The organism is Luteipulveratus flavus (assembly GCF_029439465.1).
GTDB lineage: Bacteria > Actinomycetota > Actinomycetes > Actinomycetales > Dermatophilaceae > Luteipulveratus > Luteipulveratus flavus.
In genome coordinates this window covers 125,375-142,651 of sequence record NZ_JAROAV010000033.1, presented here as the reverse complement: position 1 = coordinate 142,651, position 17,277 = coordinate 125,375, and the positions used below count along the sequence as shown (strand labels likewise).

The window sequence follows — 17,277 nt, the reverse complement described above, 5'->3', positions numbered from 1 at the left end:
CCGGTCCCTTCGGGGGCCGGGCCACAGGCGTACCTGCGCACCGGCGGGGCACCGTTCACGCCGGAACGCGCATCCGGCGCACGCCCCACAGGTCGGGCTGCGAGACTGGCGCGATGCCTGACTCCTTCCTTGTGCTCGGCCCCCTGCTACGACACGTCGGACAGACCGCGGCCACCGTCTGGGTGCAGACCGAGGCCGACAGCGTCGTCACGGTGCACTGCGACGGGCGGTCCTGGTCCTCGCGCACCTTCGGCGTCCACGACAAGCACTACGCCCTGATCGTCGTCGACGGGCTGGTCCCGGGCACGGTGCAGGAGTACGCCGTGGAGGTGGACGGGGTCCGGGCGTGGCCCGAGCCGGAGAGCACCCTGCCGCCGAGCCGGATCGCGACGCTGCGCCCCGACAAGGCGCCTCGCCTGGCGTTCGGGTCCTGCCGCACGAGCGTCCCGCACGACCGCGAGGGCACCAAGACCCATGGCGTCGACGCGCTGCGCTCGTACGCCCTCGACATGGCGGCCAACGCTGACACGCACGCCTGGCCGGACCTCGTCGTGATGCTCGGCGACCAGGTCTACGCCGACGAGATCTCCGATGAGATGGAGGAGTTCATCCGGGAGCGGCGTGGTCTGGAGGAGGCGCCCGGCGCGGAGCTGAAGGACTACATCGAGTACGCCCACCTGTACCGCCTCGCCTGGTCGGACCCGGTCAACCGGTGGCTGCTCTCGACCCTGCCGAGCGCGATGATCTTCGACGACCACGACGTACGCGACGACTGGAACACCTCCGCCACCTGGCACGCGAAGATGAACGCGACCGAGTGGTGGCACGAGCGCATCGTGGGCGCGCTGATGTCGTACTGGGTGTACCAGCACGTCGGCAACCTCTCGCCCAAGGAGCTCGCCGGTGACGAGGTGTGGCAGCTGATCGTGCAGCACGCCGAGTCCGGCGCCGCCGAGGAGCTGGACCTCACGGCCACCCTCCGTGCGCTGGCCGAGCGCGTGGACACCCAGCCGGAGACCTACCGGTTCAGCTACACCCGCGACCTCGGTCGTGGCCGGCTGGTGATGATCGACTCCCGCGCCGCTCGGGACCTGCGTCCCGAGCACCGCGCGATGCTGGACGAGGTCGAGGCCCGGTGGGTGGACGAGCAGCTGACCGGCGACGTGGAGCACCTCTTCATCGGGACGTCGCTGCCGTTCCTGATCGCGCCGGGTATCCACGACCTGGAGGCGATCAACGAGGCGATCTCCGAGGGGGCGTACGGTAAGCGGCTCGCCGGCGCGGGCGAGCGGCTGCGGCAGGCGGTCGACCTGGAGCACTGGGGTGCGTTCCAGCGCTCGTTCGCCGAGGTGCTGGCCGCCGTCGTCGAGATCGCCCGGGGCGAGCGGGGTACGGCGCCGCGCGCCATCACGTTCCTGTCCGGCGACGTCCACCACTCCTACGTCGCACAGATCCCGCGCGAGCAGTACGGCCTGACCTCCGAGATCGTGCAGGCGGTCTGCTCGCCGATCCGTAACCCGCTGCCGAAGCACGCGCGCGTCCTCAACGACCTGCTGGGCCGCGGGCTGGCCCGACCGATGCGCTGGCTCGCGGGCCGCGCGTCCAAGGTGCCGGACCCTGCGTACACCTGGTCGGTGACGGAGGGGCCGTGGTTCGACAACAACCTGGCCGTCGCCGACGTGGAGGAGGACGGTCGCCTGGAGCTGCGGTGGTACACCGGCGACGTGCACGACGAGCAGTACGACGCACCCACCCCGCGCGAGGTCGCCCGCGTCGAGATCGGCTGAGGCCGTGACCGATCGCATCCCCGTCGCCGTCATCGGCGCCTCCGGCCGCATGGGCATGCAGGCCTGCCGGGCCGTCGAGGACGCGCACGACCTCGACCTCGTCGGCCGGTTCGGCGCCGGCGACGACCTCGGCGACCTCGCCGGAGCCCGGGTCGCGGTCGAGCTGACCGTGCCCGACGCGTCGCCGGCGAACGTCGCGCACTGCGTCGAGCGAGGCGTGCACGCGGTCGTCGGCACGACGGGCTGGTCGCAGGAGCGCCTCGACGCGCTGAGCGAGCGGCTGTCCGGGCAACCGGGCGTCGGGGTGCTCATCGCGCCCAACTTCGCGATCGGCGCGCTGCTGATGATGTCGTTCGCGCAGCAGGCGGCCCGCTTCTACGAGTCGGTCGAGGTGGTCGAGACCCATCACCCCGGCAAGGTGGACGCGCCGTCGGGGACCGCTGCGCGCACGGCGTCCCTCATCGCCGCCGCGCGTCGCGAGGCGGGTCTGGGCGAGGTTCCCGACGCCACTTCCTCGGACCCGGACGGCGCACGCGGGGCTCGCGTCGACGGCGTCCCGGTCCACGCGCTGCGGATGCGCGGCCGCGTCGCCCACCAGGAGGTCGCGTTCGGCGCGGTGGGCGAGGCGCTCACGCTCCGGCACGACTCCTTCGACCGGGTGAGCTTCATGCCGGGCGTCCTGTCCGGTGTGCGGCAGGTCGGCGACCACCCCGGCCTCACCGTCGGGCTGGAGCACTACCTCGGTCTCTGACCCCGCTCGCGCGCCGGTGACGCGACCGCCGGCCACCTGGTGTTCAGCCGCCTGTTGCCCGGCCGACCTAGCGTGATGTCATGCAGGGTGTGAAGAGGACGTGATCGACGGGATCCTCGGCTGGATCGAGCAGCTGATGGGCTCGGCCTGGGTGTACCCCGCACTGTTCGGGATGTCGTTGGTGGACTCGGTGGTCCCGGTGTTCCCGAGCGAGGCGCCGCTGATCATGGCGGGGGTGTACGCGGGTTCGACCGGCACGCCGAGCCTCCCCGCGGTCCTGCTCGCCGCCGGCCTCGGGGCCTGGATCGGCGACCACCTCACCTTCTTCCTGGGCCGGCTCCTCTCCGGTCGGGTCGATGCGGTGCCGTCGGACTCGCGGCGCGGTCGGGCGATCGCGGCCGCCAGGGCGATGCTCGACCGGCGCGGTGGCATGGCCCTGGTGGTCGCCCGGTTCATCCCCTGGGGCCGGATCGCGACGACGCTGGTGCTCGGCGCGACGCGGTACCCGTTGCGGCGGTTCAGTGCGTTCGACGCCCTCGGCGCGAGCCTGTGGGCGCTGCACGGCTGCCTGATGGGGTTCATCGGCGGCGCGGCCTTCGAGAACCAGCCGCTCAAGGGGCTCGCACTCGGCATCGGCATGGCGATGGCCGCGTCGGTGCTGATCGAGGTGGGCCGCCTGGTGATCGCGAGACGACGGACGGCCCGTGCCGCTCGCCGCCCGGAGCCGGAGCGTGCCCCGGCGGACGCCTGAGCGGACGACCTGCCTCCACCGCCGGCCGGGCGAGGCCGCCGACCTGGTCGAGCAGCACCTCCGGTGGGTGATCTCCAGGGTGCGGATGGATCGCGCCTAACCGATCCCCACGGCGCGAAGCCCTGCGGCGGTCGCGGCGGCGGCCACCACGACGACGATGAACGGAGCCCGCAGCAGGAGCGCCACCACCGCGACGCCGAGCGCGGCGGTCCGGGCGTCCACGACGAGACCGCCGCCGGGGGAGACGAACGCCTGGACCACCACGAGCGCGGCGAGCAGGGCGATCGGCAGCAGCCGGACCATCCGGGACACGACGGGCCCCTCCAGCAGGTGCGCGGGCACCACGTAACCCGCCAGCTTCAGCGCGTACGCAGCGCCGGCGGCCAGCAGCACCGTGGTCCAGGCGCTCATCACGCGCCCTGCGTACGTCGGGGCAGCAGGCCCGCGACGACGGCGGCAGCGCTCGCGGCCAGGACGGGCACGCCGGCCGCGGTGTGCGGCGCGAGCAGGAGGGCGATGGCGGCGGCGCCCACGGCGACGACCCGCGCCTCGCCGGTGCCGAGGCGCGGCCACAGCAGCGCGATGAAGGCGGCGACGGCGGCGGCGTCCAGGCCGTACCGGCGTGGGTCGCCCAGGGCGTTGCCGACGAGCGCGCCGACGAAGGTCGTGACGTTCCAGCCGACGAAGACGCCCAGGCCGGTCCACCAGAACCCGACCCGGGACAGCGCCGGCTCCGGCTGGGCGACCCCGACCGCGGTGGACTCGTCGATGGTGACGTGCGCCGCGAGCACCCGCCGCCAGCCGCGGGCTTGCAGCAGCCGGTTGACCTGGAGCCCGTAGAGGCCGTTGCGGACGCCGAGCAGTGTCGATGTCGCGACGGCCGAGACCCCGGACCCGCCGGCGGCGATGACACCGACCAGCGCGAACTGCGAACCGCCGCTGAACAGCAGAAGGGACAGCGCGACCGTCTGCCAGGTGGTCAGTCCGGCCGCGACCGACAGCGCACCGAAGCTGACGCCGTACAACCCGGTCGCGACGGCGACGGACAGGCTCTGCCGGACGACGGCACGCCGACGCGACTGCGGGTCGTCCTCGACCACGGGCTCACTCATCGGTGATGGAGGCGAGGAGCCTGACCTCCCGCAGGGTCCGGCCGTCGTCGGACACCGAGCGGTCGCGCCAGGCACCGTCGGCGTGCAGCCCGGCGCCCTCGAGGAAGCGACGTGCGGACTCGTCGGTCGCCGGGACCCAGGTCTCGACCTCCCGGAAGTCGTTGGCGCGCAGCGTGTCGACGGCCGCGTTGAGCAGGCGCGAGCCGTGCCCGGTGCGGCGTTCATCGGGCAGGACGCACAGGACCAGGACCTCACCACGTCCGGTCTCCTCGGTCGGGCCGACCGCGACGAGACCGACGACGTCCTCGCCGCGCGTCGCGACCAGCAGCCGGTGCTGCGGCGTCGGCGGCTCCTGCAGCGAGCGGGTCCACACCTCGGTGAACATCGCTGCGTCGAAGCCGTCGATCGCCTCGGCGGGCAGCAGGTCGACGTACGCGGCCCGCCACACCGTGCTCTGGACCGCGCCGACCGCTGCCGCGTCGGCGACCCGGGCGGTACGGACGGCGGCGTCGGGGACCGGCTGCGATGCGCTCATGGGAGCAGTGTCGCAAGGACGGTGGGTATGACAGTCGAGGAGCAGAATTGCGATCTCGTGTCATAGGCGGCATCCTGGGAGGTATGTACGGCAACGACTTCGGCACTGACGCCGAGCCGCTCAATGCGGCCGAGGGTGGCGCCCTCGACGACGTCCTGCAGTCCGCCACCGAGCGCCGGACGACGCCCGGCTCCTTCGACGACCTCATCGCGCGCGAGCAGCGCATCGAGCCGCGCGACGACATGCCCGACGACTACCGCAAGACGCTGATCCGGCAGATCGCTCAGCACGCGCACTCAGAGATCATCGGCATGCAACCGGAGGGCAACTGGATCTCCCGGGCGCCCTCGCTGCGCCGCAAGGCGATCCTGATGGCCAAGGTGCAGGACGAGGCCGGTCACGGGCTGTACCTCTACAGCGCCGCCGAGACGCTCGGCGTGGACCGCTCCGAGCTGCTGGACAAGCTGCACTCGGGGCGGCAGAAGTACTCCTCGATCTTCAACTACCCGACGGCGACCTGGGCCGACGTGGGTGCGATCGGCTGGCTGGTCGACGGCGCCGCGATCATGAACCAGGTGCCGCTGTGCCGCTGCTCCTACGGCCCGTACGCCCGCGCGATGATCCGGGTCTGCAAGGAGGAGTCCTTCCACCAGCGCCAGGGGTTCGAGATCCTGTGGACGCTCGCGCGCGGCACCGACGATCAGAAGGCCATGGCGCAGGACGCCGCGGATCGCTGGTGGTGGCCGGCGCTGATGATGTTCGGGCCGCCCGACACCGGCGAGGCCGCGAAGGGCGGCGGTCACACCGAGCAGTCGATGGCCTGGGGCATCAAGCGGTTCAGCAACGACGACCTGCGCCAGAAGTTCATCGACATGACGGTGCCGCAGGCGCAGAAGCTGGGCCTGACGCTGCCCGACCCGGACCTGCGCTGGAACGAGGAGCGCGGGCACTGGGACTTCGGCGCGATCGACTGGGACGAGCTGTGGCGGGTCATCAAGGGTGACGGCCCGATGAACGCCGCCCGCATCGCCCACCGGGTCACCGCGCACGACGACGGCGCGTGGGTGCGCGAGGCCGCGACCGCGTACGCCGAGAAGTCCGCCGCACGAACGAAGGGAGCCGTGGCATGAGCGAGGGTGCGCTGTACGAGGTGTTCGTCCGGCCCAAGCGCGGCCTGTCGCACGTGCACGTCGGGTCGCTGCACGCGCCGGACGCGACGATGGCGCTGCGCAACGCTCGTGACCTCTACACCCGGCGCCAGGAGGGCGTCTCGGTGTGGGTCGTGGCCGCCGACGACATCACGGCGAGCAGCCCGGACGAGAAGGACTCCTTCTTCGACCCCGCTGCCGACAAGGTCTACCGCCACCCGACGTTCTACGACGTGCCCGAGGATGTGGAGTACCTGTGAGCGGCGACGTCACGTGGGTGGGCAAGGCGCCCGAGTCCGTGGTGCCGGAAGGGGACTCGCTGGTCGCGGCGTACTGCCTGCAGCTCGGCGACGACGCCCTGATCTACGCGCAGCGCCTGGGGGAGTGGATCTCGCGGGCGCCGCAGATCGAGGAGGACATGGCGCTGGGCAACATCGGCCTGGACCTCCTCGGGCAGGCACGCGCGCTGCTGACCCGCTCCGGTGAGCTCGACGGCACCGGCCGCGGCGAGGACGACCTCGCCTACTTCCGCGACGAGCGCGAGTTCCGCTGCGTCCACCTGGTCCAGCAGCCGCGGGGCGACTTCGCCTTCGAGATGGCGCGGATGGTGTGGTTCGCCGCCTACCAGCGCGAGCTGTACGCCGCTCTCACCGGTTCGTCGGACCCGGTCCTGGCCGCGATCGCCGCGAAGGCGGTCAAGGAGGTCGACTACCACCGCGACCACGCCGAGCAGTGGGTGCTGCGGCTGGGTGATGGCACGCAGGAGTCGCACGAGCGCATGCAGGCGGCCCTCGAGGTCGTCCTGCCTTACCTCGCCGAGCTGTTCGACGATGACGCGGTGTCCTCCGCGGCGGCCGAGGCGGGCATCGGCGTGCTGCCGTCCTCGCTGCACGACGCCGTGGTCGCCCGTGTCGCCGCCCTGGTCGAGCGCGCCACGCTGACCCTGCCGGACGACTCCCGGTGGCGCTCGCGCGGTGGCCGGCGTGGTGTGCACGACCAGTGCATGGGCTACCTGCTCGCCGAGATGCAGCACATCGCGCGCTCGCACCCGGGAGCCACCTGGTGACCGCCGCCACCCGGGCCCGTACGGACGTCGTCGCCGCGGTGCGCGCCGTCCCGGACCCCGAGGTCCCGGTCATCTCCATCGAGGACCTGGGCATCCTGCGCTCGGTCGAGGTCGACGGCGAGGTCGTCCGGGTCGTCATCACCCCGACCTACTCCGGCTGCCCGGCGATGCGCGCGATCGAGGACGGCATCGGTGCGGTCGTCGCCGCCCACGGCCTGCGCGCCGAGGTCGACGTCCGGCTGGCGCCTGCCTGGACGACCGACTGGATGTCCGAGCGTGGCCGGGACGCGCTCGCGCGGTTCGGCATCGCCCCGCCGCAGCCCGGTGCGGGCGTCGCGGCGGCCGGCCCGGTGTCGCTCGACCTGAGCGTGCGGCGGGTCGCGTGCCCGCTGTGCGGGTCGGAGCACACGGAGCAGATCTCCCGGTTCGGCTCCACCTCGTGCAAGGCGCTGCGTCGGTGCCTGGACTGTCACGAGCCCTTCGAAGAGTTCAAGGCCATCTGATGCCCCTGCTGAACCAGACCACCCGTCGCACGCGTCCGCGCTTCCACCTGCTGCCCATCGCGGGCGTCCAGCAGCTGACGGACGACGCCGTGGCGATCTCCTTCGCCGTGCCGGACGAGCTCGCCGACGACTTCGCGTTCGAGCCGGGCCAGCACCTTACCCTGCGCGCGACGATCGCGGGTGAGGAGGTGCGGCGCTCGTACTCCATCTGCCTCTCCCGCGGAGAGGCGTTGCGCCGCAAGCAGGTTCGCGTTGGTTCGGCGGTCGTGCCCGGCGGTGCGATGTCCACCTGGCTCAACGAGAAGATCGACGTCGGCCACGAGATCGAGGTCATGTCACCGCTCGGCGGGTTCACCGTGCCGACCGACCCGACGGCGCGTCGCCATCACGTGTTCATCGCCGCCGGTTCCGGCATCACCCCGGTGCTCTCGCTGCTGGCGACGGTGCTCGAGGAGGAGCCGCAGTCGCGGGTCACGCTGCTGTACGGCAACCGTCGCACCTCCTCGGTGATGTTCCTGGAGGAGCTGGAGGACCTCAAGAACGCCCACCCCGGCCGCTTCCACCTGGTGCACGTCCTGTCGCGCGAGGCGCAGGACGTCGACCTGTTCCACGGCCGGCTCGACCGCGACCGGCTCCAGCGTCTCTTCGACACGCTGCTGCCGGTCGACGGCGTCGACGAGTGGTACCTGTGCGGCCCGTTCGGGATGGTCGAGGGTGCGCGAGAGCTGTTGCAGGAGAAGGGTGTCGGGCACGAGCACGTGCATCACGAGGTCTTCCACGTCGACGAGGTCGGAGCTCCGGCGCCCGTCGTCGTGAGCGATCCGGGTGCGCCGCCGGAGGCCGTGGTGACCGTCAACCTGGACGGGCGCACGACCGAGGTCGAGATGCCGAGCAAGCAGGAGACGATCCTGGACGCGACGCTACGGACCCGGCCGGACGCGCCGTTCAGCTGTACCGGCGGCGTGTGCGGGACCTGCCGCGCCCGCGTGGTGCAGGGCGAGGTCCGGATGGACCGCAACTACGCCCTGGAGCCCGAAGAGGTGGATGCGGGCATCGTGCTGGCCTGCCAGTCGCACCCGGTGACCGACGAGGTCACGCTCGACTACGACGCCTGAGCTCAGGGCGTCGCCGCGGTCCCGTTCGACGCGGACCCGACCGCCCCCGACGTCCCCGCGCCGACGCTGCTGCCCGAGCCGGTCGACGTCGCGGGTGCCGCAGGTGCCGGCGGGGTGGACGGCCGTGGCGCCGACGTCGACGACGGCGCCGGCGTGCTCGTCGCCGTGCTGCTCGGTGCGCTGGTCGGCGGCGGTGTCGGCTTGGGCGTCGGTGTGCTCGTCGTGGGCTTGCTGGTGGGGGTTTTCGTCGGAGGCGTGCTCGTCGACGGCGGGCGCGTCGGTGACGCTGTCGTGGTCCTCGGCGGCGTGCTCGTGGCGGTCGGCTTCGTCGGCGCCCCGGACTTCTGGGTCGGTGGGGGAGTGGAACGCGGCTGTGGAGCCTTGCGGACCGTGGTGTGTGAGGACCGGGCCTTCGTCGCGGTGCGATCCCGGTGCCGGCGGACCTGGGAGCCCCGATCGGGTGTCGTCGTGGCGCCGGGCCGCGCTGACGTGGCGGTGGACGGCGTCGGTGTCACGGCTCGCGGCGCCGACGGTGTGGGGGCGGCCGCCCACGGCGCGACGGTGCCGGTCGGTGCTGCCGCACCGGGCGTGCCCCCGACGACCGAGGTGGCCGAGGCGCGCGGCGTGGTGTCCGCCTGTGCCCGCTCCCCGTCGAACAGTCCGGTCACCGTGGACCCGAGTCCCGTGGCGGCGGCCGTGATGCACACCAATAGGCCCGCTGACGCGGCTGCCAGGGCGACGCGCCGCCGACGCCCGGCCGTACGCACCGGAGCAGGTCCGTCGGGCGCGGGTACGGCACCGGCGGCGACCACCGGTGCGCGGTCGAACCGGTCGAGGGGACCTGCGACGACCGGCAGGTCGTCCTCGGTGTCGTCCTCGGTGTGCGCGGCAGAGGGGGTCACCACCGGCAGGTCGTCCCGCGTGTCGTCGTCCGAGCGGGCCGCGGCAGGCCGGACCACGGGCCGGACCGAGGGAGAGGTCGGGCGCGACGTCCCGAGCACACCCCTCGCGACCGTCAGCTCCGGCTCCCGGTGGACCAGCGGCGGGTCACCCGTCCGGTCGCCGATCGCAGCCGCCAGGGCCGGGTCGGCTGCTCCCGTACCGGTCAGCACCGCGACCTGGACCACGCCGTCCGTCGTCTCGGTCGCGCGACGACGCAGGTCGAGCACCGCCGCGGCACGCCACTGCGCCGTGACAGCACCGTCCGGTGCGGCCGTCGCGAGCAGGTGCTCGGGCACCCAGCCGCCGGTGGTGGCGACCAGCACGGTCGCGGTGATCTCCCGCTCGCGCACGTCCGTCACGACCGCGGTGTACTCGCGGTCCCGCCCGCCGTGGGCGCGCAGCAGCCGGTCCGCGCGCAGCCCGTGAGCCGCCAGCGCAGCACCGGAACGCCGCTGGAAGGCGACGCGTGGCATCCCGAGGTCGGCGAGGGCCTCCCGCAGGCGGCGGCACGTCGCCGGCCCGGCGTCGTCGGGGACGGCGACGAGCAGCTCCATCTCTCCGTGGGAGGCGCCGGGTGCGGCGCCCTCGATGGCGTCGGTCATCAGCCGGGCCGCCAGCGCCGCAGGGTCGAGGTGACGGCCCCCGAGGACGCAGGCGAGGTCCTCACGCAGCCGGGCGAGCGGATCGGTCACGCCGCTGTCGGGGCGCGAGGCGAGTCGGGCGGCCGCTGCGTCGCCGGTGCAGATGGTGCCGTCCGAGTCGAGTGCCACGGCGCTCGGTACGACCGTCGAGGCACGCTCGTACGTCACGCGGTCCTCGACGACGACCGCGGTGCGCTCCGGGCCGGAGTCGACACCGATCCTGAGCATCCGGCTGCCCCCTCCCACGGGTCCGCGCCATCGTCCCGGCACGGGCCTCGCCGTCCAGTAGAAGTCGGTATCCCGGCGGGGTCAAGACCGCACGCGCAGGCGGGCACAATGAGCGCCGTGAAATCTGCCGTCGACGCCGCTCTGGACCACGTGCGAGCCCTGGCCGCGGCGTCGGACCAGCAGGTGCCGCCGGCGGCGATGGAGCGCGTGCGCCGTACCGGGACGGTCACCGTCAACTTCCATCCCGACCGGCCGGCGCGCGACGGGCGGACCGCCGCGCAGGCGCTGGCCGACGACGGCGTCTACCGCAGCCAGTTCGAGACCGGCATCTCGGCCGGTGGCCTGGATGCGGTGATGAGCGGCGCACGCTCGCGCTGGGAGAGCACGATGTTCGGCGGTGCGTACGACCGCGCGCCGCTCGGCGACCGTCCGCGGTACGGCGGCCTCGACCTGGTCGGCTACGACACCGGCGCCTGCCCGCGGTTCGGGTCCTGCCACCTACGGCTGCGGACGAGTCTGCGCGAGCACACGACGTACACCTTCGGCGACAGCGCGACCGAGCCGGAGGCGGCCGGCACCTGGGACGCCCTGGAGCCGGTGATCGCTGCTGCACTGCATGACGGGATGCCGGAGGTCCGGGGGACGCAGGAGCACACCGGCCGGCTCGACCGGTACATCGAGGCGCAGATCCACAGGGCGGTGCTCGTGGCGACCGATGTCGCCGCCCTCGTCGCCGACCCGTCGTTCCGAGAGACCGGGGTCGGGAACGATCTCGAGCGGCTGTCGGCCCGGCACGGCGTGCCGATCGTCTGGCACCACGGGTACGTGCTCGACCCGGACACGCTCGACCCGCAGTTCCGCACCGAGCTGTCGCCGGTGCTGGCCCAGGACGTGCACGACCGGCTGGCCCGTCCGGGGCAGCGGCTGGACGCGGAGCTGGTCGGGCGGGCGGTGCAGGACGTGCTGCGGTCACCGCGGGACTGGGCGGCCTACGGCGAGGAGGTGCAGGTGCTGCAGGAGCTGAAGTACCTGTGGCACCACCTGGTCGAGCTCGGTGCACCGCCCCCGGACCTGACTGCTGCGGCGACCGGGCCCGTCGATCAGCGGACGCGGTCGTAGGTCACCCAGGCGAAGCCGTCCCGCGTCTCACGCGCCGTCTCGCGCCAGTCCTGCGGGTCGACCTCGGGGAAGTAGGTGTCGCCCTCGGGTGACTGCTCGACGAGCGTCAGCTCGAGGCGGTCGGCGAGGGCGATGGTCTGGGCGTAGATCTCGCCGCCACCGGCGATGAACAGCTCGGTGTCGGGAGCCGCCGTGAGGGCCTCGGGGAGGGAGTGGGCGACGACCGCGCCCGGCGCGGACCACGCGAGGTCTCGGGTGATGACGATCGTCGTGCGGCCGGGCAGGGCGCGACCGATGGAGTCCCAGGTGCCGCGACCCATGATCATCGTGCCGCCGATGGTGAGCGCCTTGAACCGCTTGAGGTCCTCCGACAGGTGCCACGGCATGTCCCCGTCGCGCCCGATCACCCGGTTGCGGCCCATCGCGGCGACGAGGGTGAGCCGCTGGGCGAAGCCACGCTCCATCACCGGCGGGACCTGACCCGCCGCCATCGCCTCGATGACCTGCCGCTCGTGCGGCACCAGGCGCTCGGGCAGGGCGTCCAGGGCGAACCAGCGCATCTCCGCGGCCTTGTCCGGCTCGCGCAGGGTCGGCTCGCCCTGCCAGCGCCGGACGCGGAAGAAGAAGTCCGCGCGCTGCTCGACCGGCAGGCCGGTGAGGCTGTGCCGCTGCACCGTGGTGAGGGGCTCCAGGTCGGCGGGGTCGACAACGACGCCGAGCTCCTCACGCGCCTCGGAGACCGCCGCGCTCGCTGCCGACTCACCCGCCTCGACGTGGCCGGCGGCGGCGCACGCCCACCAGCCGTCCATGAAGTCGGTGCCGCGGCGCAGCTGGAGCGCGACCTCCGTCCGGCCCTCGCTCTCGCGGGTGAGCACAACGTACGAGGCGGGCACGAGAGGGACACGCGCGTGGCGGTCGCGCGCGAGGTGAGCGGAGGTCATACGGCGATCGGCGCCTTGATCGAGGGGTCCGCGACGTAGCCCTCCAGCCGGATGTCCTCCAGCTCGAACGCGTCGATGTCCTTCACGTCCGGGTTCAGCACGAGGCGCGGCAGCGGCTTCGGCTCGCGGGTCAGCTGCAACCGGGCCTGCTCGACGTGGTTGAGGTAGAGGTGGGCATCACCGAGGGTGTGCACGAAGTCGCCCGGCTGCAGACCGGTGACCTGGGCGACCATCGAGGTGAGCAGCGCGTAGGAGGCGATGTTGAACGGCACGCCGAGGAAGACGTCGGCCGAGCGCTGGTAGAGCTGGCAGGACAGCCGACCGTCGGCGACGTAGAACTGGAACATCGTGTGGCACGGCGGCAGGGCCATCGCGTCGACGTCCGCGACGTTCCAGGCCGACACGATGTGGCGCCGGGAGTCGGGGTTGCTGCGGATGCCGTCGATGACCCGGGCCAGCTGGTCGATGGTGCGGCCGTCGGGGGTGGGCCAGGACCGCCACTGGTGCCCGTAGACCGGACCCAGGTCGCCGTTCTCGTCGGCCCACTCGTCCCAGATCGAGATGTTGCGCTCGCGCAGCCAGGCGACGTTGGTGTCGCCTCGCAGGAACCACAGCAGCTCGCCGAAGATCGAGCGCAGGTGCAGCTTCTTGGTGGTGAGGACGGGGAAGCCCTCCTCGAGCGGGAACCGCATCTGGTGGCCGAAGACCGAGAGGGTGCCCGTGCCGGTCCGGTCGTCCTTGCGCGCGCCGTCCTGGAGAACCCGCTCCAGCAGAGAGAGGTACTGCTTCACGGCCGTGACGCTAGCAGCGGGCGCCGACACCCGCCCGACGGCGCGGCGTCTCCGGGCGCGACCGGCCCGCGCCGCGGAGTGTGACCCAGATCACAATTGTGTACGGTAACGAAACCGTCGACCACCCGATGTAACCGGTGATCGCGTCGCCACCCGGACCCCCGAGCGGGTGGCGACGCGATCTGTATGTGCGGTCCGACTCGCGAACCTGCCCGGGACCCGAGGCGTTTCAGCGGCTAGCCTGGGCAGCCATGACGAGCACTCCTTTCGGCCGCGTCCTGACGGCCATGGTGACCCCGATGCACGACGACGGTTCGCTGGACCTCGACGGCACCGCGAAGCTCGCCGCGCACCTGGTCGACCAGGGCCACGACGGCCTCGTGGTCAACGGCACGACCGGTGAGTCGGCCACCACCACCGACGAGGAGAACTTCGCGACGGTCAAGGCCGTGGTCGACGCGGTGGGGGACCGGATCCAGGTCACCGCCGGGGTCGGGACCAACGACACCGCCCACTCGGTCCGGGTCGCGCACGAGATGGCTCGCCTCGGCGCGGACGCCGTCCTGATCGTGACGCCGTACTACAACAAGCCCACGCAGGCGGGCATCGTCGAGCACTTCCGCGCCGTGGCGACCGCCACCGACCTCCCCGCGATGGTCTACGACATCCCGGGCCGCACCGGCACCGCGCTCGCGACCGACACCACCCGGCGGCTCGCCGAGATCGACCAGGTGCGGGCCGTCAAGGACGCCAAGGGCGACTTCTTCGAGGCGAGCCGGCTCATGGCGCAGACCGATCTGCTCTGGTACTCCGGCGACGACGTCGTCAACCTCGCGCACCTGGCCCAGGGCGCGACGGGCGTCGTGTCGGTCGTCGGTCACGTGGCCGGCCGGCAGTACGCCGACCTGGTCGCCGCGGTCGACGCGGGCGACCTGCCGCGCGCCCGTGACATCCACCGCCGCCTCATCCCCGTCGTGGACGCGATCATGCACACCAGCCAGGGCGCCATCCAGGCCAAGGCCGCGATGCACCTGCTCGGTGTGATCGACTCAGACTTCTGCCGGCTGCCGCTGCTGCCGGCCCCCGAGGAGCACCGCGCCACCCTGCGCGAGGCACTGATCCAGTCAGGACTGATGTGAGCCACCCGCACCCCGAGCTCGCCCTCCCGCCGGCCCTCCCGAAGGGCGGCGTCCGTGTCGTCGCGCTCGGCGGGCTCGGCGAGGTCGGCCGCAACATGACCGTCATCGAGTACGACGGCCGCCTGCTGGTCGTCGACTGCGGCGTGCTGTTCCCCGAGGACCACCCGGGGGTCGACCTGATCCTGCCCGACTTCGAGTACATCGCCGACCGTCTTGACGACATCGACGCCATCGTGCTCACCCACGGTCACGAGGACCACATCGGCGCGGTCCCGTACCTGCTGCGGATGAAGCGCGACATCCCCCTGATCGGCTCGACGCTGACGCTGGCGCTCATCGAGGCCAAGCTCAAGGAGCACCGGATCCAGCCTTACACCCTCGCGGTGAAGGAGGGCGGCCGGGAGCAGCTCGGGCCGTTCGACTGCGAGTTCGTGGCCGTCAACCACTCCATCCCGGACGCGCTCGCCGTGTTCATCCGTACGCCCGGCGGCACGCTGCTGTGCACGGGTGACTTCAAGATGGACCAGCTCCCGCTGGACGGCCGGATCACCGACCTGCGCTCGTTCGCCCGCTTCGGCGAGGAGGGGGTCGACCTCTTCCTCACCGACTCCACGAACGCCGAGGTACCCGGCTTCACCACCCCGGAGCGCGACATCACCCCGGCGATCGAGCGCGTCTTCGAGAAGGCCGACCGGCGGATCATCGTCGCCTGCTTCTCCTCCCACGTCCACCGCGTGCAGCAGGTGCTGGACGCGGCGGCGATGCACGGCCGCAAGGTCGCGATGGTGGGCCGCTCGATGGTCCGCAACATGGGCATCGCCGCCGACCTGGGCTACCTGCACGTCCCGGACGGGGTCCTCGTCGACCTCAAGCGGCTGGACAACCTGCGCGACGACCAGGTGGTCCTCATCTGCACGGGGTCGCAGGGCGAGCCGATGGCGGCGCTGTCCCGGATGGCCAACCGCGACCACAAGATCGACGTGGGCGAGGGCGACACCGTCCTGATGGCCAGCTCGCTCATCCCGGGCAACGAGAACGCCGTCTACCGCGTGATCAACGGCCTGATGCGACTGGGCGCGAAGGTCGTGCACAAGGGCAACGCGCTCGTGCACGTCTCCGGCCACGCCAGCGCCGGCGAGCTCCTCTACTGCTACAACATCGTGCGCCCGAAGAACGTCATGCCGATCCACGGCGAGTGGCGTCACCTGGTCGCCAACGGTGAGCTCGCCGTCGCGACCGGCGTCCCGCGCCGGCAGGTCGTCCTCGCCGAGGACGGCGTGGTCGTGGACCTCGTCAAGGGCAAGGCCGCCATCACCGGCGCCGTGCCCTGCGGCTACGTCTACGTGGACGGTTCCCTGGTCGGCACGACGGACGAGACGCTGCTGAAGGACCGCCGGATCCTGCGGGACGAGGGATTCGTCACGATCATCGTCGTCCGCGACGCGGCGACCGGGAAGATCGCGGCCGGTCCGGAGATCCAGACGCGCGGCTTCGCCGAGGACGAGCAGGTGTTCAACCGGGTGCTGCCGCGGCTGGAGGAGGCCCTCGAGGAGGCCCGCAGCAAGGGCATCACCGACAGCTACCAGCTCCAGCAGGTGCTGCGCCGGACGGTCGGCGGGTTCGTCGGCAGCAAGCTGCGCCGCCGGCCGATGATCATCCCGATCGTCATCGACGCCTGAGCGACCTCACGCACTCGCCCGGTCGCGGAACATCCTGCGGTACGCGGTCGGGCTGGTGCCCAGCCGCGCCGAGAAGTGGTGGCGTAGCGCCGCTGCCGAGGCGAATCCCGTGGCGGCGCAGACGGACTCGACCGGGACGTCGGTGCTCTCCAGCAGCTCGACCGCGCGCTGCACGCGCCGCTCGATGACCCACTGCGCGGGGCTCGTACCCGTCGCGGCGACGAACCGCCGCGCGAACGTCCGCTCGGACATGGCGCTGCGGGCAGCCAGGTCGGCGACCCGCAGCGGCTCGTCGAGGTGCTCCTGCGCCCAGTGCAGGGTCGACGAGAGGCGGTCGTCCACCGGGTCCTGGGGTACCGGTGCCTCGACGTACTGCGCCTGGCCGCCCGGCCGGTGCGGTGACACCACCATCCGGCGGGCGACCGCGTTGGCGACGGCCGCCCCGAGGTCGCGCCGCACGAGGTGGAGGCACAGGTCGAGTCCGGCCGCGCAGCCGGCACTGGTGAGCACGTCACCGTCGTCGACGTACAGCGGGTCGGGGTCGACCTGCACGGCCGGGTACCGCTCCTGGAGCGCCGCGGCGTAGCGCCAGTGCGTGGTGGCCGGGCGGCCGTCCAGCAGACCGGCGGCCGCGAGCGCGAACGCTCCCGAGCAGATCGACACCATCCGGGCGCCTCGACCGTGTGCCGTGCGCAGGGCGTCGATGAGCCCCGCGGAGACAGGCCCGGCCGGGTCCTTGACGCTCGGGATCACCACGGTGTCGGCGGCCGCGAGCGCGTCCAGGCCGTGCGGGGTGTGCAACGAGGCGCCGCCGAGGATGCGCAGCGGCGAGCGCTCGGCGCAGACCGTCAGGTCGTACCAGGGCTGGTCGATGTCCGGCCAGGAGAGGCCGAACACCTCGGTGACGATGCCGGCCTCGAAGCCGGTCATGCCGTCGTACGCGAGGACGGCGACGGTGCCGGGAGCAGTCGGGACAGCCATGGCTGAATTTTAGCGAAAGGCGACTTCTCTGCCACTGTTGCCGCCATC

The 17,277-nt window shown here is 72.4% G+C and carries 18 protein-coding genes; 11 read left to right on the top strand and 7 right to left on the bottom strand.

Going from position 1 to position 17,277, the window contains the following annotated elements:
• The first annotated feature begins 113 nt into the window (after positions 1 to 113).
• The 3 genes from P4R38_RS13860 to P4R38_RS13850 all read left to right on the top strand — a co-directional run bounded on the left by P4R38_RS13860 (position 114) and on the right by P4R38_RS13850 (position 3,289).
• Positions 114 to 1,787: an alkaline phosphatase D family protein gene (locus tag P4R38_RS13860; RefSeq protein WP_277192648.1), complete on the top strand. Its 1,674-nt coding sequence runs from the start codon at positions 114 to 116 to the stop codon at positions 1,785 to 1,787.
• A 4-nt stretch (positions 1,788 to 1,791) separates the two neighbouring features.
• Positions 1,792 to 2,538 carry a 4-hydroxy-tetrahydrodipicolinate reductase gene (dapB, locus tag P4R38_RS13855; protein WP_277192647.1) on the top strand — a complete coding sequence of 249 codons (747 nt, stop codon included), beginning with the start codon at positions 1,792 to 1,794 and terminating at the stop codon, positions 2,536 to 2,538.
• Positions 2,539 to 2,638: 100 nt separating this feature from the next.
• Complete coding sequence (locus P4R38_RS13850; RefSeq protein WP_277192646.1) at positions 2,639 to 3,289, top strand: DedA family protein; 651 nt, start codon at positions 2,639 to 2,641, stop codon at positions 3,287 to 3,289.
• A gap of 96 nt (positions 3,290 to 3,385) precedes the next feature.
• Here P4R38_RS13850 and P4R38_RS13845 read toward each other — a convergent pair whose 3' ends face one another.
• The 3 genes from P4R38_RS13845 to P4R38_RS13835 are packed head-to-tail and all read right to left on the bottom strand — an operon-like array spanning position 3,386 to position 4,936.
• Positions 3,386 to 3,700 (bottom strand): AzlD domain-containing protein, encoded by a 315-nt coding sequence (locus tag P4R38_RS13845; protein ID WP_277192644.1) that lies wholly within the window; start codon positions 3,698 to 3,700, stop codon positions 3,386 to 3,388.
• Complete coding sequence (locus tag P4R38_RS13840; protein ID WP_277192643.1) at positions 3,700 to 4,401, bottom strand: AzlC family ABC transporter permease; 702 nt, start codon at positions 4,399 to 4,401, stop codon at positions 3,700 to 3,702. The genes P4R38_RS13845 and P4R38_RS13840 overlap by 1 nt, the downstream gene beginning before the upstream one ends.
• Positions 4,394 to 4,936: a GNAT family N-acetyltransferase gene (locus P4R38_RS13835; protein WP_277192642.1), complete on the bottom strand. Its 543-nt coding sequence runs from the start codon at positions 4,934 to 4,936 to the stop codon at positions 4,394 to 4,396. The genes P4R38_RS13840 and P4R38_RS13835 overlap by 8 nt, the downstream gene beginning before the upstream one ends.
• Positions 4,937 to 5,019: 83 nt before the next feature.
• On the opposite strand from P4R38_RS13835, the gene paaA reads away from it, so the two are divergent.
• The 5 genes from paaA to paaE are packed head-to-tail and all read left to right on the top strand — an operon-like array spanning position 5,020 to position 8,768.
• Positions 5,020 to 6,066, top strand: a complete 1,047-nt coding sequence (gene paaA / locus P4R38_RS13830) for a 1,2-phenylacetyl-CoA epoxidase subunit PaaA (protein ID WP_277192641.1) — start codon at positions 5,020 to 5,022, stop codon at positions 6,064 to 6,066.
• A complete protein-coding gene (gene paaB, locus P4R38_RS13825) occupies positions 6,063 to 6,344 on the top strand; it encodes a 1,2-phenylacetyl-CoA epoxidase subunit PaaB (protein ID WP_275238780.1) in 282 nt (93 codons plus the stop codon). The genes paaA and paaB overlap by 4 nt, the downstream gene beginning before the upstream one ends.
• 17 nt (positions 6,345 to 6,361) lie before the next feature.
• On the top strand, positions 6,362 to 7,150 hold the full coding sequence (gene paaC, locus P4R38_RS13820) for a 1,2-phenylacetyl-CoA epoxidase subunit PaaC (protein WP_409201272.1): 789 nt from the start codon (positions 6,362 to 6,364) through the stop codon (positions 7,148 to 7,150).
• Complete coding sequence (gene paaD, locus P4R38_RS13815) at positions 7,147 to 7,653, top strand: 1,2-phenylacetyl-CoA epoxidase subunit PaaD (RefSeq protein ID WP_277192640.1); 507 nt, start codon at positions 7,147 to 7,149, stop codon at positions 7,651 to 7,653. The genes paaC and paaD overlap by 4 nt, the downstream gene beginning before the upstream one ends.
• A complete protein-coding gene (gene paaE / locus P4R38_RS13810; protein ID WP_277192639.1) occupies positions 7,653 to 8,768 on the top strand; it encodes a 1,2-phenylacetyl-CoA epoxidase subunit PaaE in 1,116 nt (371 codons plus the stop codon). The genes paaD and paaE overlap by 1 nt, the downstream gene beginning before the upstream one ends.
• 2 nt (positions 8,769 to 8,770) lie before the next feature.
• Here paaE and P4R38_RS13805 read toward each other — a convergent pair whose 3' ends face one another.
• Positions 8,771 to 10,579 (bottom strand): hypothetical protein, encoded by a 1,809-nt coding sequence (locus P4R38_RS13805; RefSeq protein ID WP_277192638.1) that lies wholly within the window; start codon positions 10,577 to 10,579, stop codon positions 8,771 to 8,773.
• A 117-nt stretch (positions 10,580 to 10,696) separates the two neighbouring features.
• Here P4R38_RS13805 and P4R38_RS13800 point away from each other — a divergent pair, with 117 nt between their 5' ends.
• The gene (locus tag P4R38_RS13800) at positions 10,697 to 11,698 is read left to right on the top strand and encodes a DUF3626 domain-containing protein (RefSeq protein ID WP_277192637.1); all 1,002 of its coding nucleotides are present in this window, start codon (positions 10,697 to 10,699) and stop codon (positions 11,696 to 11,698) included.
• Here P4R38_RS13800 and P4R38_RS13795 read toward each other — a convergent pair.
• Both P4R38_RS13795 and P4R38_RS13790 read right to left on the bottom strand, forming a co-directional pair.
• Entirely contained in the window at positions 11,680 to 12,639 is a 960-nt protein-coding gene (locus P4R38_RS13795; protein WP_277192636.1) for a dihydrofolate reductase, read from the bottom strand. The two genes, P4R38_RS13800 and P4R38_RS13795, sit on opposite strands and share 19 nt — an antisense overlap.
• Positions 12,636 to 13,430 (bottom strand): thymidylate synthase, encoded by a 795-nt coding sequence (locus P4R38_RS13790; RefSeq protein ID WP_277192635.1) that lies wholly within the window; start codon positions 13,428 to 13,430, stop codon positions 12,636 to 12,638. Before P4R38_RS13790 ends, P4R38_RS13795 begins: the two co-directional genes overlap by 4 nt.
• A gap of 251 nt (positions 13,431 to 13,681) precedes the next feature.
• On the opposite strand from P4R38_RS13790, the gene dapA reads away from it, so the two are divergent.
• Both dapA and P4R38_RS13780 read left to right on the top strand, forming a co-directional pair.
• Positions 13,682 to 14,569, top strand: a complete 888-nt coding sequence (gene dapA, locus P4R38_RS13785; protein ID WP_277192634.1) for a 4-hydroxy-tetrahydrodipicolinate synthase — start codon at positions 13,682 to 13,684, stop codon at positions 14,567 to 14,569.
• Complete coding sequence (locus tag P4R38_RS13780) at positions 14,566 to 16,248, top strand: ribonuclease J (protein ID WP_275238772.1); 1,683 nt, start codon at positions 14,566 to 14,568, stop codon at positions 16,246 to 16,248. The genes dapA and P4R38_RS13780 overlap by 4 nt, the downstream gene beginning before the upstream one ends.
• 6 nt (positions 16,249 to 16,254) lie before the next feature.
• Here the strand turns inward: P4R38_RS13780 and P4R38_RS13775 are convergent, their stop codons facing one another.
• Complete coding sequence (locus P4R38_RS13775) at positions 16,255 to 17,229, bottom strand: helix-turn-helix domain-containing protein (protein ID WP_277192633.1); 975 nt, start codon at positions 17,227 to 17,229, stop codon at positions 16,255 to 16,257.
• Positions 17,230 to 17,277 lie beyond the last annotated feature (48 nt).